A 26,420-nucleotide genomic window follows, 5' to 3' on the forward strand; every position below is an offset into this window, starting at 1 on the left:
ACTGTAAGCATACTACTATTTGTTAGTTTATATTTAAAAGTAAACCCCTTCAACTTTGAAGGGGTTTAAAAAAATCGGATGAAATCTTTTTATTTTTTTGCAACCACTTCGCCCGTGAAGTACACGATTTTAGGCTCGTTGTAACCGGCCAGGTAAATTTCTACGTCTTTATTTACAGGTCCAGCGCTAGGCGCAGAATAAGAAACTTTTATTTTTCCTGTTTTCCCAGGCATGATTGGTTCAGTTGGCTTCTCAGGTACTGTACAGCCACAGCCAGCCATTACATTTTTTACCACTAAAGGCTTTTTAGTCTGGTTAACAAACTCCATATAAAAAGTAACAGGGTCTCCTGCGTAACTTTACCGATATCATACTTCTCTTTTACCATGCTAATAGCCGCATCAGCACCCACAGGCGCAGTTTTTACACTGGCTGATTGCGCACCCGCCCAATTAACAGACATTACAAATAGTAAGGAAAGGATCAAACTGATTTTCTTCATACAAAAAATTTCTTAATTACTAAATTGGATTACAAAAGTATTTAAAAAGATGGAATTAGCTATGCTAAAGTTGCATTAAAACATTTTACGGCCTCCTGAGTGCTTAAGTAACTTAAAAGTATTGGCTTATACATATTTTGTACACATAACCATCACACTAAAATGCTTATTAATTCGTTATATTGACATATTAAAGCTTCTCACCTATTTTTGTCGAATGGATATACTTAACTCCGGATTTGCAGAGCAAAACGAAATGCTGTCTTTTGAGAAATTTAAAGATGGAGTTTTGCACGATTATTATATCGCATGTTTAAGCAGAGAAACCAGTTTACTTTCCCGAAAAGAAGTGCTTACGGGAAAAGCCAAGTTTGGTATTTTCGGGGACGGTAAGGAAGTAGCACAGGTGGCGGTTGCTAAATTTTTTCAGCCGGGAGACTGGCGCAGTGGCTATTACCGCGATCAGACCATGATGTTTGCTATTGGAGAATCGAATCCTAACCAGTATTTCGCGCAGTTATACGCCGACCCCAATCCTCAACACGAGCCTTTCAGCCATGGCCGTCAAATGAACTGTCATTATACCAGTGCTAATACGCTTCCAAATGGCGAATGGGCCAACCTGGTTGAGATTAAGAACACTGGTACGGATATGTCCTCAACAGCCTCTCAAATGCCCAGGGCTGTGGGTCTTGCCCTGGCGTCTAAATTGTTCAGGGATGTGGATGAATTAAAACAATTCAAACACTTATCTGACAACGGCAACGAGGTTTGTTTTTGTACCATAGGTGACGCCTCTACCAGTGAGGGGCACTTTTGGGAGGCCGTGAATGCAGCGGGTGTTTTGCAAGTGCCGCTGGTAATTTTTGTATGGGATGATGGTTATGGCATTTCCGTACCCCGGGAATATCAAACCACCAAAGGATCTATATCAAAAGCTTTGAAAGGTTTTGAAAAAGAGGAAGGCACTAACGGGTTTTATATCGCTGCCCTTAAAGGCTGGGATTATATGAGCATGGTTGAAGTATTTAATGAAGGGATCAGCCTTGCCCGGGAAACCCATACTCCCGTTATTTTCCACATTGAAGAATTAACGCAACCGCAGGGGCACAGCACATCTGGCAGCCACGAACGTTATAAAACGAGTGATCGCTTACAGTGGGAAAAAGAAAGAGACTGCCTGGTAAAAATGAAAGCCTGGATACTTGAAAATGCCCTGGCAGATGAAGCCACTTTGAGAAGAATAGAAAATGATGCACGTAATAATGTAAAAGAAGCTAAAGATAAAGCCTGGAAAGAGTACCAGACGCCTTTAAAAGAGCTTACACAAAAGAGCAGTGAGATAGTGGAAGCGCTCATTCCGGATAACCTGGAACATGAGGACGAACTCAGGAAAATATCTAAAGACCTGAGATCCCTGCGTGAACCACTTCGTAAAAGTAATTTACAGAGCGTATATAAAGCATTATTGCTTTGCGGCGACAAAGCCACCAACGAAGCATTGGATTATTATAAAGAGCTTCAAAAAGATAGCGCTGCCATTTACAATAGTCTGCTATATGATGATGGCCCTAAAAGCGCTTTAAAAGTGGAGGCCATAGCGCCCATTTTTAAAGAACCTTCTCCCAGCCTGAATGGGTACCAGATCATCAATCGGTATTTTGACAGTGTTTTTCAAAACAACCCTAAAGTAATTGCTTTTGGGGAAGACCTTGGCCAGATAGGCGATGTAAACCAGGGATTTGCCGGCTTGCAAAAGAAATACGGTAGCGACCGGATCTTTGATACCGGTATCAGGGAGTTAACTATTATGGGCAAAGGTATTGGCCTGGCTCTCAGGGGCTGAGACCTATCGCCGAAATACAATACCTCGACTACCTGGTTTATGGGCTTCAGCCGCTTACTGACGATGTGGCTTCACTTTTTACAGAAGCGGTGGCAAGCAAAGTTGCCCCATCATTGTAAGAACCCGGGGACACCGCCTTGAGGGTATCTGGCACAGCGGTTCACCCATGGGTATGATCATTAATGCGGTTAGGGGTATGTATGTTTGTGTTCCAAGAAATTTTGTTCAGGCAGCGGGCATGTACAATACCTTATTAAAAAGCAACAGTCCGGCCATCGTTATTGAAAGCCTGAACGGTTATCGTTTGAAAGAAAAGCTACCGGAGAACCTCAGTGACATTACAGTTCCTTTAGGTATTCCGGAGATACTGACAGAAGGAACAGACATTACTATAGTGAGTTATGGATCTACAATCCGTATTGTGCAGCAAGCTATGAAACTGGTAGAGCCACATGGTGTAAGCTGTGAGCTGATAGATGTCCAAACACTTCTCCCCTTTGACCTGAATCATCTGATCCTGCGATCGTTAAAGAAAACCAACCGAATTTTATTTGTTGATGAAGATGTTCCTGGTGGCGCCGCAGGTTTTATGTTTAATAAAGTGATGGAGGAACAGGGCGGATATCGTTACCTGGATGTAGCACCCAGAACCATAACTGCTAAAGAGCATAGACCTGCTTATGGAAGCGACGGAGACTACTTTAGTAAACCCAATGCCGAAGAAGTAGCTGCTGCTTTAATTGAGATGATGAAAGAGTAACGTTACTTTACAGACCTTTGTACATTATAAAAGCCAGGCAAATGCCTGGCTTTATTGTTTAGTTTAGTTATCAATGCGTATTGCTACTGGGGAGCGGTAACCGATTTATTTTTGTCTTCTGTGACAAAAATATCTTCATTATCTCTTTTCATCAGGTACTTTTCCCGTGCGAGCTTTTCAATGATCACCGGATCGTTTTCCAGATCTGTTTTTACTTTTCGCAACTCAGAAAGTTCTTCGAGATAATGCTCCTTACTTTGATTGAGATTCTGCAACTCTTCTCTCCGGTCCATAGTTGTAATCAGATCATTTTTATCTAAAAATAACATTACACCTAAAAACCCAACCGAAGCAATAAAATATTTATTGGTAAGAAAACGGGAGATCCTGCTTAGCGCTCTTCTTTTCCTGGGCGCTTTCGGCAAAACCGGCTCTTTTTCCGTTACAAAATCGACAAACTGTTCCATGCAAATATTTGAAGTTTTATCGTTCCAGGTTCAAAGTTCGCAGTTAAACCTTAAATCCGAAACTACCAACTAAATTATTTACCAAATTTGATCTTTCCTTTCGGATAAATCGCGCTATCACCTAATAATTCTTCAATTCTGATCAACTGGTTGTACTTGGCAATCCTGTCAGTACGGCTCGCAGAACCTGTTTTAATTTGTCCGCAATTTAATGCTACTGCCAGATCAGCGATGGTAGTGTCTTCTGTTTCACCACTACGATGGCTCATGATAGTGTTGTAGCCGTTGTGCTGTGCCAGGGTTACGGCATTGATCGTTTCAGTAATAGTACCAATCTGGTTTACTTTTACCAACAAACCATTAGCAGTATTCTTATCAATACCTTGTTGTAAACGCTCCACATTGGTTACAAACAAATCATCGCCTACTAACTGACATTTGCTGCCAATTGTTTCTGTCAATAATTTCCAGCCTTTCCAGTCGTCTTCAGCCATACCGTCTTCGATGCTGGCGATTGGATATTTCTTCACCCAGCTTTCCCAATATTTTACCAACTCTTCGCTGGTCATTTCTTTACCAGAACTTTTGTGGAAAACATATTTTTTCTTTTTAGCATCCCAAAGCTCACTGTTAGCGGCATCCATTGCAATAACAATTTGTGAACCAGCTTTGTAACCAGCAGCACCAATGGCGTCTAACACTGTTTCAATCGCTTCTTCATTGCTTTGGATATTAGGAGCAAAGCCACCTTCATCACCAACGTTAGTGCTATATCCTTTCTTCTTTAATACCGATTTCAGAGCATGGAAAATTTCTACACCCCAACGAAGACCTTCGCTGAAAGTAGATGCGCCAACGGGCATCACCATAAATTCCTGAAAATCGATCTTATTATCAGCATGCGCACCACCATTCAAAATGTTCATCATGGGGATAGGCAATGTTTTAGCATTGGTTCCGCCAATATAACGATATAAAGGCAAGCCAGCTTCTTCTGCAGCAGCTTTTGAAGCAGCCATACTTACTGCTAATAAGGCATTAGCACCTAATTTAGCCTTATTAGGTGTTCCGTCTAATTGAATCATTAACTGATCAATACCTGTCTGATCAGCTACATCGTAACCTAATAAAGCAGGAGCAATTACAGTGTTTACGTTTTTAACGGCTTTCAAAGTTCCTTTACCCAGGTATTTCTTTTTATCGCCATCACGCAACTCAACAGCTTCGTGTATACCGGTGCTGGCTCCACTTGGCACAGCAGCACGCCCTAAAGCGCCTTCGTCTGTAATTACATCCACCTCAATGGTTGGATTACCACGACTGTCTAATATTTGTCTTGCGAAGACTTCTGAAATGTAACTCATGAATTATCTGTTTAAGATGTATGTTATTCAATTTGTGGCGCAATTTAATTAATACTTTGCGTATCTAATACACAAATATTAGAAAAAGTAAATCACAGGTGTGGAAAACCCATTCTAAAATGGAGGCCGCCTAGCTAACGGGCAACAAACTCCTGGTATAGCAGGTTAACACAGTCGGCCAATAAATTGGTTATTCCTTTTGTTTGTCCTGGTTTGCAGCCGTTGGTAATAACAACAAATCCAAATTTTTCTTTAGGATTGAAAAACATAGCACTATATAGCCCATACGCGGAACCGGTATGACCGGTTAAATGTACACCCTTTATAAGGTCGGATACATTCGTTAACGCCAATCCATATCCTTCCTCCTCCGACAATGGTTGCCTCATCAGCTTTGCATACTTTTCAGGTATAATTCGCTTACCATTACCTTTTCCGCCATTCATGTGCATCATCATGTATCGGGCAAGATCCCCGGCTGATATCTTCATGCCACCTGTTGGCGAGAAAACCGGCGTACTATATCCCATTATGTAATCGCCGATCTGCTCCCTCCTCGGGTTGTAAGCATCCGGTGCTGCTGTAAAACTCTCTTTCGACATATCATACTCATAAAGCGTTGCAAATAGTTTTTTGTCAAGACTATCGATACAGTAGCCTCCATGCAGCTCCAACGGATCTAAAATATGGCGTTTAACATATTGATCAAACCGTTCGCCGGACACACGTTCGATTATAGTACCCACCATATTAAAATTAAGGTTACAATATTGATACCTGCTTCCCGGCTGGTACTTGTTGTAGCATTGTGCCGCGTTTTGTGTTTTTGAAGGGTTGACAGAATCAAGAGCAAAATAACCACGGCTGTCATTAAGACTGGAACGGTGTGAGAGCAACATCTTAAGGGTAATGGGTATTTGCGGATATACCGGATTAAGCACTTCAAAACCTATAAGATCGCTCACATCGTCGTTGAGCGAGAGCTTTTTTGACGAACCAATTGCATGATAGCAGTAGCTGAAAAGGATTTCGATATAGAAGCAATACGAAAAATATCCGCCTTGCCCAGTAATGCCCCTGACTCAATATTCTTAAACCCATACGAGCTGTCGTAAACAATTCTATTGTTTTTAATGGCAACAAGCGCTACTCCTACAGCTTTATGCTTTTCCATTATCTGCCGGATATTTTGATCGAATGACTGGGCAGATAATTGGCTGCAAAAACCTGCAATAAAAAAAGAAACAGTTAAGAAGAGGATGAATCGGTTCATTATACTAATATAATTAAAAAAGCACAGCCCGGGAGCTGTGCTTTACGCAATACATAAATATTCAATTAGATATTATCGTAAACATAAATGGGGTCAATTACAGTTTCGCCCGGTTTAATATTGATAATTTCTTTCAACTTACCATCTTTCAAACCATATACCCAGCCATGTATCTCTGGCCCCTGGCGATCTTTCCAGGCTCTTTGAATGATAGAAGTTTTGCATAATTTTTCGGCCTGCTCTCTTACATTCAATTCAACCAGCCTGTCTGCCCTTTCATCAATATCTTCAATGGCTTCCAGCTCTCCCCTGTTATGCCTGTAAACATCCTTAATAACACGTAACCACATATTTAATATCTGGTTAAAGTCGTTGTTTCCCATGGCAGCTTTAACACCGCCGCAACCATAGTGACCACAAACGATAACATGCTTTACTTTCAGGTGCATTACCGCATACTCTAATACGCTCAGCATATTAACATCAGTATGTATTACCAGATTGGCTATATTTCTATGTACAAAAATTTCCCGGGATTTGTACCGGTAATCTGGTTGGCAGGTACCCTGCTATCGCTGCAACCAATCCATAAAAATTCCGGAGTTTGCGTTTTCGCCAGGTCATCGAAAAAAGTAGGGTCAACTGATAGCATCTGTGATGCCCACTCTTTATTTGCTTCTAACAATTCTGTGTACGATTTCATTTTGCTTTCAATCTTTAAGGTTAATTAATTTTTATTCTTAGCATTATTGTTATTATTTCCATGAAGAACCGACTCAATAACTTCTTCGTAATTCCTCTGCAACGATGCGTCATCATTATTATTGGCCAGTACTTTATACGAAAATCCATGATCCACAAAACCGCTGGTATATAAATCTACCTTTATATTCTTTAACGGTGCATGTAAGGTAAAGTCCTCAATTGTTTCTACTACATCCCTGTCTATATAATCTGCTCTCTTAGTATCAATGATCACATGGGCATTTTCAGGTACTTCTTCCAGCTTGCGTTTGATGATCGCTTTATTAAGAAACGAAACATCTTTCCGAAGTCTGAATAAATAGCGCGTATCATCATTCACTACAAAAACGGCTTTCCTGAAATTAGATCTGAAAGAGAAGAACAACCCTACAATGATCCCAAGTATTACTCCTTTTAGCAGATCTGTAGCCAGTATTGCTGCAATAGTGATCACAAAAGGCAAAAACACATCCCATCCTTTCTTATAAAACGCTTTAAAAAGCGATGGCTTTGCTAACTTGTACCCTGTAAAAATAAGGATAGCAGCCAAACAAGCTTTAGGTATAAGATTTAAAACCACTGGTATAAATGCTACTGACAGCAAAAGAAAAATACCATGATAGATGGTTGACATCTTTGTTTTTGCCCCGGAGTTAACGTTGGCGGAAGAACGCACAATAACACTTGTTACGGGTATGCCACCAATAAGGCCTGACAGCAAATTACCAACACCCTGGGCCTTTAACTCCCTGTTTGTTGGCGTGACTCTTTGATAAGGATCCAGATCATCCACCGCCTCAATACTCAATAAACTTTCGAGGCTGGCAACCAAGGCTATAGTTAATGCCAGTGTCCATATCTGAACATTACCAATCATACTCCAGTCTGGCGTTGAGAAAAACGATAAAAAATCACTTGCAGACTTTGCTACAGGCATGCTCACTAAGTGGTCCTCTGAAAGAGGTTGAACAAAACTTGTTGAACCAAATAATGCATTTAAGCCAACACCAATAAATACAATTAATAACGGAGTTGGCAGCAGTTTAATAAAGCCCTTTTTATTTGCTACAAAGCTTTCCCAAATAAAGTAAAATGCCAGACAAACGGCTCCAATAATGAATCCGCCGGAATTAATGCGGCCAAATGCTTTAAAGAAGTTAACAAATATGTTGCCTTTGTCTGGGTTGGGCGTATTCTCATCAATTTCAGCAGAGGAGCTATCTCTAATAAATGAGGAAACTGGTTAAGAATAAGGATGAGGCCAATAGCGGCCAACATGCCTTTAATAACACTATTAGGCACATAGTCACCAATAACACCTGCCTTTAAAAAACCAAGCACCATTTGCATGGCGCCGGCTAAAACCACTACTAATAAGAACGCTTCAAAAGAAGCCAATGAGGTAATTGCAGCTGCCACAATAGCCGTTAAACCTGCAGCTGGTCCGCTAACGCTTAACTGCGAACCACTAAAAATACCTACTACTATACCACCACATACACCCGCAATAATACCACTAAACAAAGGAGCATTTGACGCAAGAGCTACACCTAAACATAAGGGTAATGCTACTAAAAAAACAACGATAGATGCCGGCAAATCATTTGCAAGCGACTTTATATAACCTGTCGATCTGGGTTTGTTTGTCATAAAAAAATTTAATAATTGTAAGCCTACCCAATTTAATCATTAAATGGATATCGCAACGTAAACACAAGAAGAATAATGAAAAGTTAAGCTACTGTGTTGGGGGAGGACAATGTTGCTCTCCATGATAAGCTACATAGGTGGCTTCATGCGCGTGGATATAGGCAATGCTTATCTGGTGAGGTGGCAAATGCAGGTCGTGGCGTGTTTCGTGAACATATTCTTCACTCACACTTACAGTACCCGATGGTGTTTTTTCTTCAGTAGTATTAGAATAGGGATTCTTGTCGCAGGCATTACCCTGAGCCACACTATTCTTTGCGGCTTGTACTGAACTATAGGTTATGGGCAAGCCAATTGTAAGCAGGAACAGTAACCCTACTAAAACAACGGCCGATATGTAACCCAATAACCTATTCATATACGCTGGCGAAGATATAAGAAATTCTTATTTTAAATTAGATTGAGATTAAAATCCTTTGAATTAATTCTTATTCAAAATTGAGATGATCCGAGTCCTCTGGTAAATGCTCATACTCATTTTTAATGGCATACCAACCGAAGATCATCAGCCCTATTGCAATAGGAACAAATATCGCAATAATGATCACCCATATAACAGGATTATTAATGTCTTTGTTGCCTGAACTGTCAATATTTTTTACTGCACCCGCAATTAAAAAGAACGTAACTGCCGGTCCCAATAAAAACCAAATTACTCCTAAAATTCTTTTAATAACATTCATCGCTTATATTTTAAATGTTAAATTTATTGATTAATAAAAGTTGAATAAACAGGCAACGATTAATCGTTAACCTCCTCATCAATTTTATTATTAAGATAAATGGCGCCTATTATAAAACATAATGCAGCAACTGCTATGGGATACCATAAACCAATCAACGGATCGTTGGTAAAAGTAGTTTGCAGCAAAACACCAATAAAAGGCACTAAACCTCCAAATACACCATTACCAATATGATAAGGCAAAGACATGGACGTATAACGTATCCGTATAGGAAAGAGCTCTACTAAAAATGCAGCTATTGGCCCATAAACCATGGTTACGTATAAAATGAGCAGGAACACAATCCGATGAACTTCCAATACAGATTTGATGGCAGCACTTTATCTTTTATAATGGCTTTACCCATTTGTACCTGTTGCGTAGCCGCAACAAGTGTATCTACCCGCTCCTGCTTATACGCTGCACCAGAAGCGTAATGCATGGTTTGAACAGTGGTTATCAGTGTATCGCCGGCATTCCCGGCAGGAGTCCTTTAGTAATTTCTACAGCACCCGATGTGATGGCTTGTCCTTGCCAGGCTTTTGTATCTGAGTTTTCAAGGAGGTAGCTAAAAATAGGGCGATAGGTTAAAATTGCAATAAGCATACCCAAAAGCATGATCCATTTACGGCCGATTTTATCACTAAGCCAACCAAAGAAAATGAAAAAGGGCGTTGCAAAAAGAATGGCCCAAAGCATGATGGTGCGGCTCTGTTCAAAATCGAGCATGGCCTTGGTTTCCAAAAAGCTTTGTGCGTAAAACTGGCCTGTATACCATACAACACCTTGCCCCATAACTGCTCCGAAAAGAGCCAGTAAAACCATTTTGAAATTGGCTTTGTTACTAAAACTTTCCTTTAATGGGTTCTTGGCAGTCTTTCCTTCTGACTTTAACTTGGAGAATAAAGGAGACTCTTCCATCTTCATCCTTATATAAACAGATACTCCCACCAGCAAAATAGAAAACCAGAACGGATAACGCCATCCACCCCATTCGGAATTGAAGGCGGCATCACTCATATTCATCTTAACCAGCATAATAACACCCAAAGCCAGGAACAGCCCTAATGTTGCAGTTGTTTGAATCCAGCTGGTAAAATATCCACGCCTGTTTGCAGGAGCATGCTCGGCTACATAAGTAGCGGCACCACCATACTCACCGCCTAAGGCTAATCCCTGAATCAATCTTAATAAAAGAACAAGCAGCGGTGCTGCCAGGCCAATTGTTTTATAACCAGGCACCAATCCTATTAAAAAAGTAGAACCACCCATTAACACCAATGTTAACAGAAATGTAGATTTTCTTCCGAAAATATCACCCAATCTCCCAAACACCAGGGCTCCAAAAGGCCTTACAATAAAACCGGCAGCGAATATCGCCAGGGTGCTTAATAAAGCAGCTGTAGCATTACCTTCAGGAAAAAACTCAGTAGAAATTGTTTTGGCGAGCATGCCAAAAATATAAAAGTCATACCATTCTATCATGGTGCCAAGAGACGACGCTGCAATTACCCGCGTTATAACACTTCCTTCGCCTTTCTTACTCATACAATCGTAATTATGGTTTTATGGGCTTAATAAATTATATACAATTGGTTGCTATTGGGCTTTTATGGCACCCCAAACAGCATTGTATGCTTTAGCCTATAAATATAGGGCAAGTTTGTTTAGTTTTACACTATCAGGCCATCTTTCATTTGTAATACTCTATCACTCAGGCGGGCAAGGTCATCATTATGGGTTACAATCAGAAAAGTCTGAGAAAATTTGGTGCGCAGATCAAAAATAAGTTCATGCAATTCTCTCGCATTGGCCGTATCGAGGTTACCGGTAGGTTCATCAGCAAAAACAATCGAGGGTTGATTGATCAATGCTCTCGCAACTGCAACACGTTGCTGCTCTCCCCACTTAATTCTCCAGGTTTATTGTTTAAGCGGTGTGCAACGCCCAGTATTTGCAGTAAATTTTTTGCCTGTTCTTCTACTTCTTTTTTCTTACGCCCGGCGATCCAGGCAGGAATTGATACATTTTCAAGAGCCGAAAATTCTGGCAACAAATGATGAAACTGGAAAACAAAGCCAATATTTTTATTTCGAAATGCTGCTAATTTCCTGGAATTCAGACAGTCTATACGAACATCATTCATTGTCACCTGCCCCCGATCGGGCTTATCCAACGTACCTAAAATATGCAGCAAGGTGCTTTTACCACTGCCCGATGGCCCCACGATAGACACCACTTCTCCCCTTCCGACCTCCACATCCACCCCTTTTAACACCTGTATCGTTCCGTAAGCCTTATGAATGTCTTTTCCGTATATCATTAAGAAGAGTTATGCTGATAAAAATAATCCTTTCAAATGTAAAAGTTTTGCATTTGAAATAACGTCAAAAATGTTTAAAAAGGGTTTAAAAAAAGCAATTTGGAAAATTCAGTAATACAGTTACTTTTGCACAAATTTTTTAAATCAGTTTGCAACTCTTTGTTGCTTATTAACGTTAATTATAGAAAACCGATTATACTATGTTTTGGACACTTGAATTAGCTTCTTACCTTGAGGATGCCCCTGGCCGGCTACCAAAGACGAGTTGATTGACTATGCAATCCGTAGCGGAGCCCCGCTGGAGGTTGTAGAAAATCTGCAGGAACTGGAAGATGAAGGAGATGTTTATGAAACTATCGAAGACATCTGGCCTGATTATCCTACCCAGGAGGATTTTCTATTCAACGAAGACGAATACTAAGAAATTTATAATAGAACTAGTAAGCCACTATTTTAGTGGCTTTTTATTTGATATCATCCCCGCCAGGTTTTCAATAAACCTTTGCGCGTAAAAGTCCTTATGTTTCCAATTATGCCCCATTCTAACAATAATCAGATTTTTACCGGGATTGATATAAACAAATTGCCCTAACATTCCCTGAGCAAATACTGCAGGTAAATTGTTATAAGCACTAAAAAACACTTTTCCATTTCGTACACCCTGCCCCAGGTACCAGCGCTCTTTTTGTGCTGCAATAAATTGAGTTGCCTGCAGTGAATCGCTAAATCTTTTTATATTCCGGCTGCTCCACCAATGATTTTTATAACCCTGGTACACCCGCATGGTATCTGCATTCAAAATAGTTTGCACCCAATTCTCTGAAAGAATTTGTTTACCGTTCCAATTTCCGTTATTTAAATAAAGCCGGCCGAGTTTTGCAAAATCTTTTAACGTAGCGTTTAAACAACAAAAAGCCCGGGCAGTGCCGTGGGCATCAGTTTGCCAGGCCGCATCACTTTCCATACCCATGGGTAACCATAATTTCTGCTGTAAATAACTGGCCAACTTTTCTCCGGTGGCAGCTTCTACTATAGCACCCAACAATTGCGTATTTACACTTTTATAAACAAAAGCCTTTGAATCAGAAGCTATTTTTACCTTCTTTAATGTTGCCATCACATTTCGCGTAAAACCTAATTGAATTACATCACTAAAAGGACTATTATAAGTTTCATCACTCTTTACCCCGGTTCGCATATCCAGCACATTCTGCACTGTTATATTACTCCAGGCCTGGTCACTTTTAGATAACCAGGGCAGGTATTGAGTTACGGGGTCATTTAAAGATTTGATTTTCCCCTCCTGGTGAGCAATTTGTGCTAAGGTGCCTACAAAAGATTTGGCAACCGAAAAAGAGGGAAAGATAGCCGATGAATCCACCTCTCCAAAATACTTTTCATATAAAATACTATCATTTCTTATAACCAGGAAGCCATAAGTCAGGCTATTCTGTAAATTAGAATCGAGGTACGACTTTAACGGGAAACGGCTTTCATCTGCATGAAAAAACCGAAACGGCCGATCGCTTTTTGCAAAGTGGTGGCTTTAAACTTTCCCAGGTCCTTTAATTCAAACTTTCTAAAGCGATAGGCTTTCGCCACATAACAGGACGACAAAATAGAGGATGCTAATAATATATACGAAAGTTGCCGAAGATTCATAGGTCGTTCCTGACTCAATTATAGCTGAAAGATTTTTTTCATCAATACCCATTTTTCGCCGGGCCTGGCAAAAGGCAGGGCCTGCTGGTATTTCCACATAAGCGCTTCCCATTCCTGCACTTTACTATCAGCCTCGTCTGAAGCCTGCTTTTTTCAAAAGAAAAATCATCATTAACCTCCATGATCATGAACAAACGATTTTCCACCCTGTATATTTCCATATTCTCTATGCCGGCAGCACGAATACTCGATTCAATTTCAGGCCATATTTCTTTATGCTGCTGCTCGTATTCTGCAATTAAATCTGCATCATTTTTAAGATCAACAGTAAGACAATGCTTTTTCATTATTGCTACATTTTTTATTAAAACTATTAACCAGCTTCCTGCTCAAAGCCCATATCAATCTTCAGGTTTTTGCCATCGGCGGCAGCTGTGGCCAATTCATCGCACCGGTTATTAAAAGGGTTGTCCGCATGCCCACGCACCCAATGCATTTTAATATTTAAGTTTTTCGCCAACTGATTATACTGTAACCACAGATCTTTATTCTTTTTCCCGCCTTTAAAATCTGTTCTAATCCAATTGCGTAACCATCCTTTAGAAATAGAGTTGACAACGTACTGACTATCAGAATAAATGGCAATGGGTATATTGTTGGTTTTCAGTGCTTTTAATCCTTCAATAACAGCCATTAACTCCATGCGGTTATTAGTAGTACGCTTAAACCCGCCAGACAACTCTTTACCGTGCCCTTTGTACATAAGAATAACTCCGTAACCACCTGGTCCCGGATTCCCCCTCGATGCACCATCTGTATACATTATTATTTCCTGTTCCAATAAAGCAAATATAAAGCAGAGATAGTCAAACCTGTTGAACGAAAAAGAAAAGAAAGTGTTTAAAAACAGACAAAAAACATGTATATTTGTGACAAATGACATGATATGAAAAAAGTATCAAAAAATATATTCCTAACATATCTATCAGCCAGGTAGAAGAGCCCGCAGCGGTCTACCAAATTACGCCAAAATCCAGCCAGGTAGAGGTATTGGTTAAAGATTTCACCTATAAAGATTTTAAAAAATACTTGCTAAAAGCCCATTTACTTTAGGAGATTGGTCTGAGATGCTCTTTATGAGCGAGCGTACCCTGCACCGCTACGCAAAAGATGATGGAGGCTTTAACGGGTTACAAATAGAACGTATACTATTGCTGGAGGTCTTGATTGATATAGGAAATGAAATGTTCGGCCAGGAGGGCTTTAAAAGCTGGTTGCAAAGCAAACCATTCTCACTCAACGGAGAAGCAGTGAAAAATAAATTAGCTACTCATAATGGTATCCAGGAAGTAATAGATACTTTGGGAAGAATTCAACACGGTATATCGGCATAATGATTATTTACAGACTTGTTCGCTCAGAATACCAGGATGATCTTTCGGGATACGGTGCATTTTTATATGGAGGTCGCTGGAACAACAAGGGGCAATACGCGCTCTATGGAGCAGAACATATTTCCCTTGCCGTTTTAGAAATTGTGGTAAACTACGACAGAACCACCGCTTCACTCCTTCCCTCTTATCATCTTGTGGAACTATCTGTTCCTGATAGTGAAATTATCGAAATAGACCGCTCTGTATTGAAAAAAACATGGAGTAAGGATATGGATTATACAAAATATATAGGAGATGAGTTTCTTCAATCCAGATCTGACCTTGTTCTAAAAATCCCCTCAGCTGTAATACCGGAAGAAAATAATTATTTGCTGAACCCGGCCCATAAAGATTTCAAGAAAATCATTATTGAACGAAGTAAACCATACGGATTGGACAATCGTTTGTTTTAAAGCTTATTTCGCGTCAAACCAAACAGGTTTTGTTGCATCCCACGAACCACTGTAATTGATAAATAATTCTTCGCCTGCTATTATCTTCCTTACCGTTTTTATCGTAATAGTATTCTGGTCGTAGTCCATTTCATAATCGCAATTACTATTATAAGAGTGATTGTAAACAGGCACCCACCCCAAAGCCATACAGCACTGACCGGTATCTTCGCCCCATTCAAAAATATAATCGTGTAGCAGGGTTTTATCTAACAGCATCCGTTCTTCAGCAGACATTACTAAAACCGGTGCTATCTCCACAACCGATCCCTTTGCAATATCTTCGGTGGTGAAAACACCCTTTCCCATCTCTTCGGTTTCTGTTATATATAAACAATGAGCTATCAAGTCGATTGATTTTCGGACAAAAGTAATTGTTCAATAAGGTTATTACAAACAAAGAACGCCATGCTTTTTCAAAACATGCAGCATCTGTTTAATTGGCCCCGGATGACTTCAATATTAATTTATCAAAAAATACCTATATGTAGTTTCCTGCATAATCGAAGTTCGTAAATTTGGCGAATGCAATTGGAAGAAGACGAGATATCCATACCGGCACAATTTGAAGCGATATTGGAATTAGGCAAGAAATCTGAAATAAAGGAATTTCTTGATGACCAGAATATTAGCGATGTTGTTGACCTGGTATACGAATTTCCGGAGCATGAGGCGCTGATTATAGCCAACATGTCTGTTCACCGTGCCGTGAATGTCTTCAAGCTACTGGAGGTTCTGGAGCAAAAAAGTGTGATACAAGAGTTACCTCCCAGCTATACTGCGGCCCTCTTAAATGAATTACCCGCAGATGACCGAACCGATTTTTTGGAAGAACTTCCCTCCAATGCCGTAAGAGAGCTTATTAAATTGCTCGATCCTGAAGAGAGACGGGTTACCCTGTCGCTACTGGGATATCCTGAAAACAGCATCGGGCGCTTAATGAACCCTGATTATGTATACGTTTATTCCCATAATACGGTAGAGGAAGTATTTGGTATTATCAGGAAATACGGCAAAAACAGTGAGGCGATCAACGTTATATATGTTATTAACCAAACCGGAGAATTACTGGATGATATCCGTATAGGTGAATTCATATTAAGCTCTCCCAGTACCAAAGTATCGGAGCTGATGGACGAAAGAGTGATATCGCTGAAAGCTTACGATGACCAGGAATTAGCCAGCGAGATCTTTAAGATGAATAACAGGGTGGCATTACCTGTTGTAAGCGAAAGCAATAAACTACTGGGCATTGTTACTATAGATGATGTACTTTGGGTTGCTACAGAAGAATATAGCGAGGATATGCAGAAAATGGGGGGACACAGGCATTTGAAGAACCTTACCTGGATATCCCTTTATTAAGACTTTTCAGAAAACGTATTCCCTGGCTGGTAGTTTTATTCCTGGGAGAAATGTTAACTGCTACAGCTATGGCTTTTTTGAAGATGAAATTGCCCGTGCAGTAGTTTTGGCCTTGTTTATTCCTTTAATTATCAGTAGTGGAGGCAACAGCGGTTCCCAGGCTTCAACACTGATCATTCAGGCAATGGCTGTTGGCGAAGTGTATATCAGCGACTGGTGGCGGGTAATGCGCCGCGAAATTATTTCAGGAATTCTACTGGGTACTGTTTTGGGAGTTATTGGTTTTTACGCATCTACATCTTTCACCTGGTAACCCCCACTTTATATGGTGAACATTGGCTTCCGCTTGCTTTTACGCTAGGCTCTACCTTACTCGGAGTGGTACTCTGGGGTACTTTATCGGGCAGCATGCTTCCCTTACTTTTGAAAAAAATGGGCGCCGATCCGGCCGTAAGCTCTGCACCTTTTGTTGCAACACTGGTGGACGTAACAGGACTGATCATCTACTTCTCTATGGCTTTCATGTTGTTAAAGGGTACACTTCTCTAATTAGCAGCAAACTATTTTACACACATAACGTAATGGAACTGAGGCATTCTGTGCAAACGGTTGCGCAGAATTTTAAAAACCTTATTTTCGCCTTCCTAAAAACTTTATACTATGTGTGGCATTGTAGGTTATACGGGTACAAGGCAGGCTTACCCCGTTATTATAAAAGGACTGAAAAGATTAGAATATCGTGGATACGATAGTGCGGGAGTAGCACTTCAGCAAAAAGATGATGTTACTATTTATAAAAAGAAGGGAAAAGTAGCTGACCTGGAAGAAAGCATTGGAACCAACAATGTGGCCGGAACTACAGGTATTGGCCATACCCGCTGGGCTACCCACGGAGAACCCAACGACAAAAATGCCCACCCACACTATTCGGCGAGCGGTAATATAGCCATGATACATAATGGCATTATTGAAAACTACGCCCAACTAAAATCCGAACTTTCTAAAAAGGGATACACATTTAAAAGTGACACTGACACAGAAGTGCTTTTAAACTTCATTGAAGAGATTAAAACAAACAACGAATGCACCCTGGAGGAAGCTATAAGGATTGCTTTAAAACGTGTTACAGGAGCTTACGTTATATTATTAATTGACAATGAAAACCCAGATACTATTATTGCAGCGCGCAAAGGAAGCCCGTTGGTTATTGGCGTTGGCAAGGGTGAACATTTTTTAGGTTCAGACGCTTCTCCGATGCTGGAATATACCAAGGAAGTTGTTTATGTAAACGACTATGAGCTGGCTATAGTAAAACCTGATGAGCTTATTTTAAAGAACCTGGGTAATGAAAAAATCACTCCCTACGTGCAAAAGCTAGACCTTGAGCTGGCTGCGATAGAGAAAGGCGGTTATGACCATTTCATGCTGAAAGAGATTTTTGAGCAACCCACTACTATTTACGACTGCCTGCGTGGGAGACTGGATGCTACTGCCGGAACCATTACCATGGCTGGTATACAACAATACGCCGAACAAATTATTAACGCTAACCGAATTGTTATTATTGCCTGTGGTACCAGCTGGCATGCAGGTTTGGTAGCAGAATATATTATTGAAGATCTCTGCCGGATCAATGTTGAAGTAGAATACGCTTCAGAGTTCAGGTATCGCAATCCTGTAATTAACAAGGGAGACGTTATCATTGCAATAAGCCAAAGTGGAGAAACAGCTGATACTTTGGTTGCCATAGAAAGCGCCAAAGAAAAAGGCGCCATTATCCTGGGTGTAGTAAATGTAGTGGGCTCCTCCATAGCCCGTGCATCGCACGCCGGAGCTTACACCCATGCTGGCCCGGAAATAGGCGTTGCTTCAACCAAGGCCTTTACAGCACAGCTAACAGTGTTGATGATGATCGCTTTGAAAGTAGGATACATGAAAGGTACTTTATCGAATGAGAAATATAGAAGACTATTGAATGAATTAGACGCCGTTCCTGAAAAAGCTGCGTGGGTATTAAACCATCATGAACATATTAAATCCATAGCAGAAAAATATAAAGACGCCCGCGACTTTCTGTACCTGGGCCGCGGTTTTAATTTTGCCATTGCTTTGGAAGGAGCATTGAAGCTCAAAGAAATTTCTTATATACATGCAGAAGGCTATCCTGCGGCTGAAATGAAACATGGTCCCATTGCCCTGGTAGATGAACATTTGCCCGTGGTGTTTGTAGCAACAAAAGATGCTTATCATGAAAAAGTCGTAAGCAATATGCAGGAGATCAAAGCCCGTAAAGGAAAACTCATAGCGGTTATAACAGAGGGCGATGAAATGTCAACAAGTATCTGCGATGATGTGATGATCGTCCCTGAAACCGACGAAGTAATTGCACCTTTGATCAATGTTATTCCATTACAACTGCTCTCCTATTATATTGGGGTGGCCAAGGATTGCAATGTAGACATGCCGCGTAACCTGGCTAAAAGCGTTACCGTAGAATAAGGTTTTGCCAACTTTCCAAATAAATAATTCCCTACTCAAATAACCTTCTGCCGCAGATCAATGAATCAGATAAAAAACACAAAGCAGACCAACTGGGATATAATTTTATACCGGCAGCATTTTTACCGGAAGGTAAAGATGAATACTATTTGAGATTTCAACAGAATCCGGCAAATGACTACCGGCCACTGACCAAGCAGGAAATCACTATTCTTCAATCAAACCGCAACCGGTCGGGCAATTGGGATGATGTATGGGTGAGAGATGGTATAGATATACATTTGATAGAAGAATGTACTTTTTACGGACTGGTTCGTATTGGAAAACTGGAACAATACTTCCTGGAGTTCAGCGAAGTGAAATTCCCGGTAGGGCTCTATCACAGCCAGATTGTAAGTTGCGATATTGGTGACAATGTTTCTATCAGTAATGTAAAATTCCTTGGTCATTATATTATTGATGACGATGTTATTATCGCCAACGTCAATGAAATGAGTTGTACCTCCCACGCAAAATTTGGCAATGGGATATTAAAAGAAGGCGAGAAAGAAAGTGTTCGGATATGGATGGAGTTGTGCAATGAAAACGGAGGCAGAAAGGTATTACCCTTTGATGGTATGTTAGCAGGAGATGCCTGGCTATGGACAAAGTACAGGGGTGATGAAAAACTGATGCATGCCTTTCAGCAGTTCACTGAAAAAAGTTTGATGCCATACATGGATATTATGGTAAGGTGGGCAAGAGAACAGTAATTAAAAACACCCATATCATCAAGGACGTTAAGATGGGGACAGATGCGTATGTTAAAGGGGCCAATAAACTAAAAAACCTCACCATTAATTCCAACGAAGAAGCTAAGTCGCAAATTGGAGAAGGATGCGAAATGGTAAATGGTATTATGGGAGTTGGAAGCCGTGCCTTTTATGGTGTTAAGGCCGTACGTTTTATCCTATCTCCCTTTTCGCAATTAAAGTATGGAGCCCGGCTTATCAACTCTTATCTGGGTGAGAATGCCACGGTATCCTGCTGCGAGGTTTTAAACTCATTGATATTTCCGGCACACGAACAACATCATAATAATAATTCTTTTCTGTGCGCAGCCTTGGTAATGGGACAAAGTAATATGGCAGCTGGGGCGACCATTGGTTCCAACCACAATTCAAGGGGTGCTGATGGTGAACTACAGGCAGGCCGGGGCTTTTGGCCGGGCCTATGTGTAAGCCTTAAACACAACTCCAGGTTTGCATCATTTGCCATGATAGCGAAAGGTAATTATCCAGCGGAACTGGATATCCCTTTTCCTTTTGCACTCATAAGTAATGAAGAAAGCAACAATAAGCTCGTTATCATGCCTGCGTATTGGTTTCTGTATAATATGTATGCCATTCAAAGAAATGAAAGGAAATTTTCGGAGAGAGATAAGAGAATCAACAAGCAGCAAGAGCTGGAGTTTAATTGCTTGGCGCCCGATACGGCGAACGAGATCTACAAATCACTTCGGCTGTTAGAATTATTTACCGGCAGAGCTTTTTACAAGGACAACGAAATAGTGGGAAGCGACGCTGAATTTTCAGCTAAGGGGAAGTCTTTGTTAGAACATAATTCGCCTCTGGTAACTAAACTAAACGTGACCGCTTCTGGTTTTGAAAACTCTAAAAGGGAAGTACAAATCATTAAAGTTCAACAAGCATACAATGTATACAAGCGTATGCTGTCATTTTATGCCGGAAGTGAAATAATTAAATACATTAGTGCAAACAATTACGATCGCTTTTTCGAACTGATTCATGCAGGTAAATTAAACATCGATTTACAGGAGTGGATTAATATAGGAGGTCAGCTGATAGCGAAAGACCGGGTAGATAACCTTCTTGATCAGGTAAGAAACGGTGTACTAAAAGGCTGGGAAGAAATACACCAATTTTACAAGGAACAGGGACAGCAGTACGATACTCAAAAAATGCTACATGCCCTATTCTTATTAGCAAGAAGCGAAAATGTATCATTCGAGCAAATTGACAAAAGTTTCCTCAAAAGTCTTTTTCAACAAACCCTGAAACTAAGGAGTGGATTACCAAAGTGTATCCAGTTCGAAGGAAAAAGATTATAAAAACACTTTTAAGAATATGGTGTATGATACAAAGGAAGAGATGGAAAGTGTGTTAGGATCATTTGAAAGCAATACTTTTATCATTCAGCAAAACGAAGAGCTCAATGCTTTCACGCAACAAGTAAAAGAATTGCTGTAAACAACCCGGCTCATCCGGCGTTAGGCAGCTTTGCTTTAAACGACCAGGTAAAACTAAAGCGGGCAATAAGTTCACCTGCTGCATTTCGACCCTCTGAATAGGCAGTTAAGGCCTGTGATTCGCCTGTTTCGATGGCATCGGCTACTGACTTCTTGAATTCGGCACCATTATTACAAGTAAATATTGTCAACTCAGTTGCTTTCTTAAAATACGCTGCTTCCATTTTTACAACCAGCATCGAAACAGCAGGTTTTCTTTTATAAACCTGTGCCATTGCCAATGCGCCCGTACTCAATTCGGCAGCCATAGCAAGACATGCAAAATAGGTAGAGCGAAATGGATTTTGACTAAACCACTTAAACGGCACAGTAACCAAGCAGGCATCTTCCGATAAAGTTTTCAAGCGCACTCCGCTGAAATATGCGGAAGGCAGTTTCCTTAACAGAAAAAACTTAAACCTGGAAGAATTGGCCAGTTGAATAAACTCGTTTGCAGACTCCATAGTTTTTATCGATTCCTATAAAGTTAAAGTATAAACATAAAAAAACCTCACCGGCAGAGGGTGACGTTATGCTTCATTTTTCAGGTATCATAATTTCCATTCAAATGGTATAATTATACGGGCCGTAAAACTACGTCCCATATTAAATACACCTACTCTTCCTGTAACCGGATTTGCATCTGCATATTTTAACCGGCTCAAATGGCTTTGATATCCAACATCTCCAATATTTTGTAATCCTGCATTGAAGGTAAACCGCTTTTTATTGGCAATTTTTATGTCGGCACCAATTCCGGCATTGAATAAAACATAACCTTTTGTAGCAGTCTCTGTTTCGTAACCAGCAAAAAAATCGTTTTGAGCTGCAACGGCGTTCATTTCTACTTTTATATATAAATTAGAGAACAGCTTCAATACATCTGCAAACTCTCCCCTCAGTTCTGTTAAAACACTGGCCGGAGCTATCAGCGGTAAGTTATGCGAACCATCAACCGGCTGAACAAATTTTCCTCTAACAAAGCTAAAAGTGTTTTCGAAATGTAGCCAATCCAGTGGATGCGGGTGAACATCGAAACGGGCTTCAATACCCATCAGCCTTGCATTTTGCTGATTAAATTGAAACACAGGTACACCATCTATCAATGAATCAGCTCCATTGCTACCCAGTAACCTGTTATAAAAAATGTAATTACTGATGTGGTTAAAATAAGGTGCTATACTAATATCAATATGATTGGTTGTGATTTCTATTCCGGCATCAACCGCTGTAGACACTTCGCTTTTAAGCCCCCGTTCTCCTATCTCATAACGATTGGTTCCCTCATGTGCACCATTAGCTGCCAATTCCGATAAGTTAGGCGCTCTAAATCCCCTGGCAATATTAGCTTTTAAAGATACATGGTCGCTAATAGCATGTGTAGCTCCCAGGCTAGCCGAAACATTGGAGAAGATTTTAGAAAATGCCTGAAACCTCTCCCCGCCTTCTTCACCCAACATCATTTTGCTGTTAATGCTTCTGATGTCATACCGTAGTCCGCCGCTCACTGTTGTTTGATTCCAGGTTTTGGAAGCAACACCATATACACCCCATCAAATAAACTGTAGTCGGGTATAATGGCTTCGGCCGCTTTATTCTGATTTTGCTGCCCCATTCCATTTACACCAAAACTGCTTTTCCAGTTATTCCACTCCGGAATATGATAGGCGATACTATAATTGATCGTCTTTAAATCAAAGTAAGCTGAGGGCGCTCCTGACTCCTCTTCATGATCGTGGTCTTCATGCTCATGTTCGTCGTGATGCTCCTCCTCATGATCATGCCCGAACTCCCTGCGTTGATTGCGTTGAAAACCAATCAAAGCGGTGATTCTGCCACCATTTGCCAGGGAAAAGCTATTATCTAACGCTAATTTTGCATGTTGAACCCGCTGGTTAGGATCTAATGGTGTTCTACCTTTAATGATACTATTTGACGGTAACGCGTCCTCATAAAGAAACTGGCCAGCTTCATTACGCTCACCTTCTACCATTCCCATATGCTGGTCAAAATGAGAAAAGATCAGGTGCGAAAATCCCCATCGCTTATTAATACCAATATAACCACCAAAATTCTTTTCGTTAAACCTGCTGTTTAACACATTGCCATCGTATTTATTACGATAGTCTCCCGCTGTTTTAATACTCCCATAAGCATTCCAGTTGAAACCATTGACATTACCTGCTACGTTTGCGTACTGTCCAAACATGCGATTATTCGCGTTCACCGTAGATTGTACATTAGCCTGTATTGTATTATTAGCTATTGGGGTATTGGTTAGTATATTAATTACTCCTCCGATCGCATCGCTGCCATACATCAGTGAAGCCGGCCCACGCAAAATCTCTATTTTTTGCACACTATATTCATCTACTTCGAGGCCATGTTCATCGCCCCATTGCTGTCCCTCCTGCCTCATACCATCATTAATAGTTACTACACGATTATAACCAAGTCCGCGTATAAATGGTTTCGCTATTGCGGGTCCTGTAGTAACTATAGAAACGCCGCCTCTTTGGCCACCACGTCTAAAAGATTATTACCTACCGATTGTTGAATATCTTTTTTAGAAATAATAGACACCTGAACCGGTGTGGATTTTAAACGCGTTGCTGAAGAAACACCGGTAACTGTCACATTTTCATTTTCAACCACTGATGGAGATAGAGAAAAGTTCTGGGTCGTCTGTCCCTGAACTGTAACCATCTCTACTTTCGACTTGTAACCTACATAGGATACCTGTATCGTTAATCGTCCACTCGTAAGCGCATTAAATTCATACCGGCCATTAGCATCGGTAGTAGTAGTCAACCTAAGATCGGGTATTGAAATAGTAGCGCCAGCTAACGAAGTTTGAGTGGTAGCATCTGTTACCACACCAGATAAGCCTGCCTTTTCATCATTGGCCAACAATACGTGAGTGGCTAGTAAAAATAACATGGATAAAATATATCTGAATTGCATAACCTGAATAATTTGAATACATGTAAACACGAAGTCTACACTGTAATGTATAGAAATAGAACAGCTAACTCTTTAGAGTTTGCCAGAAAAGCGAATAAACTAACTCTTAAATCAGGATAATGCAGGCGGGCCGCGATGTTGGGTACGTTCTGGTTGCAGCTGCACCCAATCATTTATGGGAATATCAGGATAGCATTGAAGAAAAATATCGGGACTTGCGGGATAGGTTTGCTTTGCTTCCAGGAAGGGAGATACTCCTTCCATATTAACCAACCCGCAATTAAACTTATAAGTAGAAAACTGAGTTTTTCCTGAGTAATGATCTACACAATTGTTGTCTGTATGGTTGGCGAATAGTTCATGAAAATACAGCTTAGGTGTAACGCCTATTGCGAAAGCCAATAGCAGGGCTACGGCTAAAATTTGTCGTATACGAAATACTCTTTGCAAATTGAAACTATGTTGCAAATATAACACTTTCAAAAACTAAATATCCGCAAATGAAAACTTCTCGTAAAAAAGTCTTACTCGACCTTTAGATTCAGCACAATACTGTCCTCCAATATACCTTCGAGATCATCTCCAGGAAGTGCTTCCCCAACACCAGAAGGGGTACCGGTAAAAATAACATCACCTATATTCAGAGAAAAGTACTTTGAAATATTGACCAAGAGCGTATTGAAGCTATAAATCATATTGCCCGAATTGCCTTGCTGAACCAATTCGTTGTTTTTGTAAAAGCCGAAATTGATATCTTTTAGATTAGGGAAATCACTGAGCGGTTTCCAATCGCCCAAAACAGCAGAATTATCCCAGGCTTTTGCCTTTTCCCAGGAAGTCCTTTTTGTTTGAGCTCATTTTGAATATCTCTTGCCGTAAAATCTATTCCAAGAGTTATAGCGTCGTAATATTGATGAGCATACCTTTTATTAATGTAACGACCATTTTTGCAAACGCGTAAAACCAATTCGCACTCATAGTGCAGTTCGTTTGTAAACTCGGGATAATAAAAAGGTAAATGTGGCTTTAAAAGGGCGGTTTTGGGCTTCAGAAAAATAACGGGCTCTTCAGGTACCTCATTACCCAATTCTTTAGCATGTGCCGCATAATTTCTTCCGATACAAAAATTTTCATGATATAAGGGTTTTTCTACAAGATCAAAATCTTAATCAAACTCCAGATTATTAATAGTGTTCATAGCTGCATTTAATCCTTGAGTAGCAAATATTTCGATTGCTTCTATCGATTTATCTATTTTGAACTTTACTACCGGATCTTCCTGTTTGGTCCACTTTCCTAACACAAAATCAGATTGCATACCTTTAGGATAGTTATTGCCAATGCCAAACCGAAGCTTCGGGTAAGCAATAGATCCCACTGAGTCCTGTATACTTTTCAAACCGTTATGTCCCCCGTCACTACCACTCCCCCTGATTCTTATTTTATTGATGGGTAAAGAAAGATCATCCAGGATCGTAAAAGTATTTTCAAGCGCTATTTTCTCTTTATCCATCCAGTATTTAAAGGCTTTCCCGCTTAAGTTCATATAAGTTGTAGGGCAAACACAAACAAATAGCTTTCCCTTCCACTTTATATCGGCAACAAAAGCCAATCTATCCTGCCTGAAACTACCACCATGCTTTTGAACGAATGCAGCAACTACATCAAATCCGATATTATGCCTGGTATGTGCGTATTCGTTGCCAATATTTCCCAGTCCGACGATTAAAAACTTCATGTTGTACCATCAAAATTACAAAATAACTGTAAAATAGCAACTTACGTCAAAAATACGATACATAATTACAAACCAGAATTTCTTTTGGAAAATTTTGTTCAATTATCAAGCTTGATATTGGTTTTAACAGCAAAAAGAAAGATTAATGTATGGTACAGGAGCCCGGCAGATGGGATTTTAAAAAAAAGTATTGTTATAGGGCCGGGCTTGAGGTGCTAATCTTCTGTGTTATGGCTGGTGGCTACAAACTTCTGATTTAGATGATGCGGGTAGTTCAGGCTGGTATTGTGCATAAAAAAGCCTCAC

At 40.3% G+C, this 26,420-nt stretch carries 35 protein-coding genes and 5 pseudogenes; 11 read left to right on the forward strand and 29 right to left on the reverse strand.

Annotation, left to right across the window (positions count from 1 at the left end; genetic code table 11):
* Positions 1 to 89 precede the first annotated feature (89 nt).
* Entirely contained in the window at positions 90 to 296 is a 207-nt protein-coding gene (locus tag MKP07_RS35670) for a DUF1573 domain-containing protein (protein ID WP_240852803.1), read from the reverse strand.
* Positions 296 to 502 (reverse strand): hypothetical protein, encoded by a 207-nt coding sequence (locus tag MKP07_RS35675; protein ID WP_240852804.1) that lies wholly within the window; start codon positions 500 to 502, stop codon positions 296 to 298. The genes MKP07_RS35670 and MKP07_RS35675 overlap by 1 nt, the downstream gene beginning before the upstream one ends.
* A 217-nt stretch (positions 503 to 719) precedes the next feature.
* Between MKP07_RS35675 and MKP07_RS35680 the strand changes: the two genes are divergently transcribed.
* Both MKP07_RS35680 and MKP07_RS35685 read left to right on the forward strand, forming a co-directional pair.
* Positions 720 to 2,348 (forward strand): thiamine pyrophosphate-dependent enzyme, encoded by a 1,629-nt coding sequence (locus MKP07_RS35680; RefSeq protein WP_240852805.1) that lies wholly within the window; start codon positions 720 to 722, stop codon positions 2,346 to 2,348.
* Between the two features lie 166 nt (positions 2,349 to 2,514).
* Positions 2,515 to 3,108, forward strand: coding sequence for a transketolase C-terminal domain-containing protein (locus MKP07_RS35685; RefSeq protein WP_240852806.1), 594 nt, complete (start codon positions 2,515 to 2,517; stop codon positions 3,106 to 3,108).
* Positions 3,109 to 3,191: 83 nt separating this feature from the next.
* Here MKP07_RS35685 and MKP07_RS35690 read toward each other — a convergent pair whose 3' ends face one another.
* From MKP07_RS35690 to MKP07_RS35745, 13 genes and pseudogenes are all read right to left on the reverse strand, one after another.
* Positions 3,192 to 3,575 (reverse strand): FtsB family cell division protein, encoded by a 384-nt coding sequence (locus MKP07_RS35690; protein ID WP_240852807.1) that lies wholly within the window; start codon positions 3,573 to 3,575, stop codon positions 3,192 to 3,194.
* Positions 3,576 to 3,649: 74 nt separating this feature from the next.
* Positions 3,650 to 4,939, reverse strand: a complete 1,290-nt coding sequence (eno, locus tag MKP07_RS35695; protein ID WP_240852808.1) for a phosphopyruvate hydratase — start codon at positions 4,937 to 4,939, stop codon at positions 3,650 to 3,652.
* Between the two features lie 134 nt (positions 4,940 to 5,073).
* Positions 5,074 to 6,212, reverse strand: a pseudogene (locus MKP07_RS35700) (serine hydrolase domain-containing protein).
* 65 nt (positions 6,213 to 6,277) lie between these two features.
* A pseudogene (locus MKP07_RS43410) lies at positions 6,278 to 6,915 on the reverse strand (carbonic anhydrase).
* A 24-nt stretch (positions 6,916 to 6,939) separates the two neighbouring features.
* Positions 6,940 to 8,124, reverse strand: coding sequence for a SulP family inorganic anion transporter (locus MKP07_RS35720; RefSeq protein WP_317236260.1), 1,185 nt, complete (start codon positions 8,122 to 8,124; stop codon positions 6,940 to 6,942).
* The gene (locus MKP07_RS40640; protein WP_262920216.1) at positions 8,022 to 8,606 is read right to left on the reverse strand and encodes a SulP family inorganic anion transporter; all 585 of its coding nucleotides are present in this window, start codon (positions 8,604 to 8,606) and stop codon (positions 8,022 to 8,024) included. The genes MKP07_RS35720 and MKP07_RS40640 overlap by 103 nt, the downstream gene beginning before the upstream one ends.
* A gap of 88 nt (positions 8,607 to 8,694) precedes the next feature.
* A complete protein-coding gene (locus tag MKP07_RS35725) occupies positions 8,695 to 9,024 on the reverse strand; it encodes a hypothetical protein (RefSeq protein WP_240852813.1) in 330 nt (109 codons plus the stop codon).
* A gap of 70 nt (positions 9,025 to 9,094) precedes the next feature.
* Positions 9,095 to 9,349, reverse strand: a complete 255-nt coding sequence (locus MKP07_RS35730) for a DUF6814 family protein (protein WP_114792838.1) — start codon at positions 9,347 to 9,349, stop codon at positions 9,095 to 9,097.
* Positions 9,350 to 9,408: 59 nt separating this feature from the next.
* Complete coding sequence (locus MKP07_RS41780) at positions 9,409 to 9,666, reverse strand: hypothetical protein (protein ID WP_317236248.1); 258 nt, start codon at positions 9,664 to 9,666, stop codon at positions 9,409 to 9,411.
* 2 nt (positions 9,667 to 9,668) lie between these two features.
* Positions 9,669 to 9,833: a hypothetical protein gene (locus MKP07_RS41785; RefSeq protein WP_317236249.1), complete on the reverse strand. Its 165-nt coding sequence runs from the start codon at positions 9,831 to 9,833 to the stop codon at positions 9,669 to 9,671.
* Between the two features lie 17 nt (positions 9,834 to 9,850).
* Entirely contained in the window at positions 9,851 to 10,939 is a 1,089-nt protein-coding gene (locus MKP07_RS35735) for an MFS transporter (protein ID WP_317236250.1), read from the reverse strand.
* 125 nt (positions 10,940 to 11,064) lie between these two features.
* Complete coding sequence (locus MKP07_RS35740) at positions 11,065 to 11,262, reverse strand: hypothetical protein (protein ID WP_240852814.1); 198 nt, start codon at positions 11,260 to 11,262, stop codon at positions 11,065 to 11,067.
* An 18-nt stretch (positions 11,263 to 11,280) separates the two neighbouring features.
* Positions 11,281 to 11,714: pseudogene (locus MKP07_RS35745) on the reverse strand (ABC transporter ATP-binding protein); the annotation flags it as partial.
* Positions 11,715 to 11,979: 265 nt separating this feature from the next.
* Between MKP07_RS35745 and MKP07_RS35750 the strand changes: the two are divergent.
* Positions 11,980 to 12,135, forward strand: a complete 156-nt coding sequence (locus tag MKP07_RS35750) for a DUF2795 domain-containing protein (RefSeq protein ID WP_394803766.1) — start codon at positions 11,980 to 11,982, stop codon at positions 12,133 to 12,135.
* Between the two features lie 27 nt (positions 12,136 to 12,162).
* On the opposite strand, the gene MKP07_RS35755 is transcribed toward MKP07_RS35750, so the two are convergent.
* The 5 genes and pseudogenes from MKP07_RS35755 to rnhA form a co-directional block, all read right to left on the reverse strand.
* On the reverse strand, positions 12,163 to 13,158 hold the full coding sequence (locus MKP07_RS35755; protein WP_317236261.1) for a serine hydrolase domain-containing protein: 996 nt from the start codon (positions 13,156 to 13,158) through the stop codon (positions 12,163 to 12,165).
* Positions 13,159 to 13,190: 32 nt separating this feature from the next.
* Positions 13,191 to 13,394, reverse strand: coding sequence for a hypothetical protein (locus tag MKP07_RS35760; protein ID WP_240852817.1), 204 nt, complete (start codon positions 13,392 to 13,394; stop codon positions 13,191 to 13,193).
* Positions 13,395 to 13,475: a hypothetical protein gene (locus tag MKP07_RS35765; protein ID WP_240852949.1), complete on the reverse strand. Its 81-nt coding sequence runs from the start codon at positions 13,473 to 13,475 to the stop codon at positions 13,395 to 13,397.
* A 116-nt stretch (positions 13,476 to 13,591) separates the two neighbouring features.
* A pseudogene (locus MKP07_RS35770) lies at positions 13,592 to 13,723 on the reverse strand (L-rhamnose mutarotase); the annotation flags it as partial.
* A 26-nt stretch (positions 13,724 to 13,749) separates the two neighbouring features.
* On the reverse strand, positions 13,750 to 14,199 hold the full coding sequence (gene rnhA / locus MKP07_RS35775) for a ribonuclease HI (RefSeq protein ID WP_240852818.1): 450 nt from the start codon (positions 14,197 to 14,199) through the stop codon (positions 13,750 to 13,752).
* A gap of 313 nt (positions 14,200 to 14,512) precedes the next feature.
* Between rnhA and MKP07_RS35780 the strand changes: the two genes are divergently transcribed.
* Together MKP07_RS35780 and MKP07_RS35785 are read left to right on the forward strand one after the other, a co-directional pair.
* Positions 14,513 to 14,770, forward strand: coding sequence for an antitoxin Xre/MbcA/ParS toxin-binding domain-containing protein (locus MKP07_RS35780; RefSeq protein WP_240852819.1), 258 nt, complete (start codon positions 14,513 to 14,515; stop codon positions 14,768 to 14,770).
* A complete protein-coding gene (locus tag MKP07_RS35785) occupies positions 14,770 to 15,222 on the forward strand; it encodes an RES family NAD+ phosphorylase (protein ID WP_240852820.1) in 453 nt (150 codons plus the stop codon). Before MKP07_RS35780 ends, MKP07_RS35785 begins: the two co-directional genes overlap by 1 nt.
* Before the next feature lie 3 nt (positions 15,223 to 15,225).
* On the opposite strand, the gene MKP07_RS35790 is transcribed toward MKP07_RS35785, so the two are convergent.
* The gene (locus MKP07_RS35790; protein WP_240852821.1) at positions 15,226 to 15,570 is read right to left on the reverse strand and encodes an SET domain-containing protein; all 345 of its coding nucleotides are present in this window, start codon (positions 15,568 to 15,570) and stop codon (positions 15,226 to 15,228) included.
* A gap of 216 nt (positions 15,571 to 15,786) precedes the next feature.
* Here MKP07_RS35790 and MKP07_RS35795 point away from each other — a divergent pair, with 216 nt between their 5' ends.
* The 6 genes and pseudogenes from MKP07_RS35795 to MKP07_RS40650 all read left to right on the forward strand — a co-directional run bounded on the left by MKP07_RS35795 (position 15,787) and on the right by MKP07_RS40650 (position 21,374).
* The gene (locus MKP07_RS35795) at positions 15,787 to 16,626 is read left to right on the forward strand and encodes a magnesium transporter (RefSeq protein ID WP_240852822.1); all 840 of its coding nucleotides are present in this window, start codon (positions 15,787 to 15,789) and stop codon (positions 16,624 to 16,626) included.
* Between the two features lie 112 nt (positions 16,627 to 16,738).
* Positions 16,739 to 17,175: pseudogene (locus MKP07_RS35800) on the forward strand (magnesium transporter).
* Positions 17,176 to 17,286: 111 nt separating this feature from the next.
* Positions 17,287 to 19,125 (forward strand): glutamine--fructose-6-phosphate transaminase (isomerizing), encoded by a 1,839-nt coding sequence (gene glmS / locus MKP07_RS35805; RefSeq protein ID WP_240852823.1) that lies wholly within the window; start codon positions 17,287 to 17,289, stop codon positions 19,123 to 19,125.
* A gap of 149 nt (positions 19,126 to 19,274) precedes the next feature.
* The gene (locus MKP07_RS40645) at positions 19,275 to 19,877 is read left to right on the forward strand and encodes a DUF4954 family protein (protein WP_262920217.1); all 603 of its coding nucleotides are present in this window, start codon (positions 19,275 to 19,277) and stop codon (positions 19,875 to 19,877) included.
* Complete coding sequence (locus tag MKP07_RS35810; protein WP_317236251.1) at positions 19,859 to 21,235, forward strand: DUF4954 family protein; 1,377 nt, start codon at positions 19,859 to 19,861, stop codon at positions 21,233 to 21,235. The genes MKP07_RS40645 and MKP07_RS35810 overlap by 19 nt, the downstream gene beginning before the upstream one ends.
* A gap of 16 nt (positions 21,236 to 21,251) precedes the next feature.
* Positions 21,252 to 21,374, forward strand: a complete 123-nt coding sequence (locus MKP07_RS40650) for a hypothetical protein (protein WP_262920218.1) — start codon at positions 21,252 to 21,254, stop codon at positions 21,372 to 21,374.
* A gap of 10 nt (positions 21,375 to 21,384) precedes the next feature.
* Here MKP07_RS40650 and MKP07_RS35815 read toward each other — a convergent pair whose 3' ends face one another.
* The 8 genes from MKP07_RS35815 to pth form a co-directional block, all read right to left on the reverse strand.
* Positions 21,385 to 21,876, reverse strand: a complete 492-nt coding sequence (locus MKP07_RS35815; protein ID WP_240852824.1) for a DUF4442 domain-containing protein — start codon at positions 21,874 to 21,876, stop codon at positions 21,385 to 21,387.
* Between the two features lie 87 nt (positions 21,877 to 21,963).
* Positions 21,964 to 22,920, reverse strand: a complete 957-nt coding sequence (locus tag MKP07_RS35820) for a TonB-dependent receptor domain-containing protein (protein ID WP_240852825.1) — start codon at positions 22,918 to 22,920, stop codon at positions 21,964 to 21,966.
* Complete coding sequence (locus MKP07_RS35825) at positions 22,917 to 23,912, reverse strand: TonB-dependent receptor plug domain-containing protein (RefSeq protein ID WP_317236262.1); 996 nt, start codon at positions 23,910 to 23,912, stop codon at positions 22,917 to 22,919. The genes MKP07_RS35820 and MKP07_RS35825 overlap by 4 nt, the downstream gene beginning before the upstream one ends.
* Positions 23,909 to 24,352: a carboxypeptidase-like regulatory domain-containing protein gene (locus MKP07_RS35830; protein WP_240852826.1), complete on the reverse strand. Its 444-nt coding sequence runs from the start codon at positions 24,350 to 24,352 to the stop codon at positions 23,909 to 23,911. The genes MKP07_RS35825 and MKP07_RS35830 overlap by 4 nt, the downstream gene beginning before the upstream one ends.
* A gap of 135 nt (positions 24,353 to 24,487) precedes the next feature.
* Positions 24,488 to 24,826, reverse strand: a complete 339-nt coding sequence (locus MKP07_RS35835) for a hypothetical protein (protein ID WP_240852827.1) — start codon at positions 24,824 to 24,826, stop codon at positions 24,488 to 24,490.
* Between the two features lie 74 nt (positions 24,827 to 24,900).
* Positions 24,901 to 25,173: a fumarylacetoacetate hydrolase family protein gene (locus MKP07_RS41790; protein WP_317236252.1), complete on the reverse strand. Its 273-nt coding sequence runs from the start codon at positions 25,171 to 25,173 to the stop codon at positions 24,901 to 24,903.
* Positions 25,134 to 25,463, reverse strand: coding sequence for a fumarylacetoacetate hydrolase family protein (locus MKP07_RS41795; RefSeq protein WP_317236253.1), 330 nt, complete (start codon positions 25,461 to 25,463; stop codon positions 25,134 to 25,136). The genes MKP07_RS41790 and MKP07_RS41795 overlap by 40 nt, the downstream gene beginning before the upstream one ends.
* Before the next feature lie 78 nt (positions 25,464 to 25,541).
* Complete coding sequence (pth, locus tag MKP07_RS35845; protein WP_240852828.1) at positions 25,542 to 26,114, reverse strand: aminoacyl-tRNA hydrolase; 573 nt, start codon at positions 26,112 to 26,114, stop codon at positions 25,542 to 25,544.
* Between the last annotated feature and the right edge of the window lie 306 nt (positions 26,115 to 26,420).

The organism is Paraniabella hibiscisoli (assembly GCF_022512515.1).
Lineage (GTDB): Bacteria > Bacteroidota > Bacteroidia > Chitinophagales > Chitinophagaceae > Niabella > Niabella hibiscisoli.

Bases quoted from the DNA above. Each gene is read 5' to 3' on its own strand.
- MKP07_RS35675 (WP_240852804.1), bottom strand. From the start codon at position 502: ATGAAGAAAATCAGTTTGATCCTTTCCTTACTATTTGTAATGTCTGTT.
- MKP07_RS35680 (WP_240852805.1), top strand. From the start codon at position 720: ATGGATATACTTAACTCCGGATTTGCAGAGCAAAACGAAATGCTGTCT.
- MKP07_RS35685 (WP_240852806.1), top strand. From the start codon at position 2,515: ATGGGTATGATCATTAATGCGGTTAGGGGTATGTATGTTTGTGTTCCA.
- MKP07_RS35690 (WP_240852807.1), bottom strand. From the start codon at position 3,575: ATGGAACAGTTTGTCGATTTTGTAACGGAAAAAGAGCCGGTTTTGCCG.
- eno (WP_240852808.1), bottom strand. From the start codon at position 4,939: ATGAGTTACATTTCAGAAGTCTTCGCAAGACAAATATTAGACAGTCGT.
- MKP07_RS40640 (WP_262920216.1), bottom strand. From the start codon at position 8,606: ATGACAAACAAACCCAGATCGACAGGTTATATAAAGTCGCTTGCAAAT.
- MKP07_RS35725 (WP_240852813.1), bottom strand. From the start codon at position 9,024: ATGAATAGGTTATTGGGTTACATATCGGCCGTTGTTTTAGTAGGGTTA.
- MKP07_RS35730 (WP_114792838.1), bottom strand. From the start codon at position 9,349: ATGAATGTTATTAAAAGAATTTTAGGAGTAATTTGGTTTTTATTGGGA.
- MKP07_RS41780 (WP_317236248.1), bottom strand. From the start codon at position 9,666: ATGGTTTATGGGCCAATAGCTGCATTTTTAGTAGAGCTCTTTCCTATA.
- MKP07_RS41785 (WP_317236249.1), bottom strand. From the start codon at position 9,833: ATGCATTACGCTTCTGGTGCAGCGTATAAGCAGGAGCGGGTAGATACA.
- MKP07_RS35735 (WP_317236250.1), bottom strand. From the start codon at position 10,939: ATGAGTAAGAAAGGCGAAGGAAGTGTTATAACGCGGGTAATTGCAGCG.
- MKP07_RS35765 (WP_240852949.1), bottom strand. From the start codon at position 13,475: ATGTGGAAATACCAGCAGGCCCTGCCTTTTGCCAGGCCCGGCGAAAAA.
- rnhA (WP_240852818.1), bottom strand. From the start codon at position 14,199: ATGTATACAGATGGTGCATCGAGGGGGAATCCGGGACCAGGTGGTTAC.
- MKP07_RS35780 (WP_240852819.1), top strand. From the start codon at position 14,513: ATGAGCGAGCGTACCCTGCACCGCTACGCAAAAGATGATGGAGGCTTT.
- MKP07_RS35785 (WP_240852820.1), top strand. From the start codon at position 14,770: ATGATTATTTACAGACTTGTTCGCTCAGAATACCAGGATGATCTTTCG.
- MKP07_RS35790 (WP_240852821.1), bottom strand. From the start codon at position 15,570: ATGGGAAAGGGTGTTTTCACCACCGAAGATATTGCAAAGGGATCGGTT.
- MKP07_RS35795 (WP_240852822.1), top strand. From the start codon at position 15,787: ATGCAATTGGAAGAAGACGAGATATCCATACCGGCACAATTTGAAGCG.
- glmS (WP_240852823.1), top strand. From the start codon at position 17,287: ATGTGTGGCATTGTAGGTTATACGGGTACAAGGCAGGCTTACCCCGTT.
- MKP07_RS40650 (WP_262920218.1), top strand. From the start codon at position 21,252: ATGGTGTATGATACAAAGGAAGAGATGGAAAGTGTGTTAGGATCATTT.
- MKP07_RS35815 (WP_240852824.1), bottom strand. From the start codon at position 21,876: ATGGAGTCTGCAAACGAGTTTATTCAACTGGCCAATTCTTCCAGGTTT.
- MKP07_RS35830 (WP_240852826.1), bottom strand. From the start codon at position 24,352: ATGTTATTTTTACTAGCCACTCACGTATTGTTGGCCAATGATGAAAAG.
- pth (WP_240852828.1), bottom strand. From the start codon at position 26,114: ATGAAGTTTTTAATCGTCGGACTGGGAAATATTGGCAACGAATACGCA.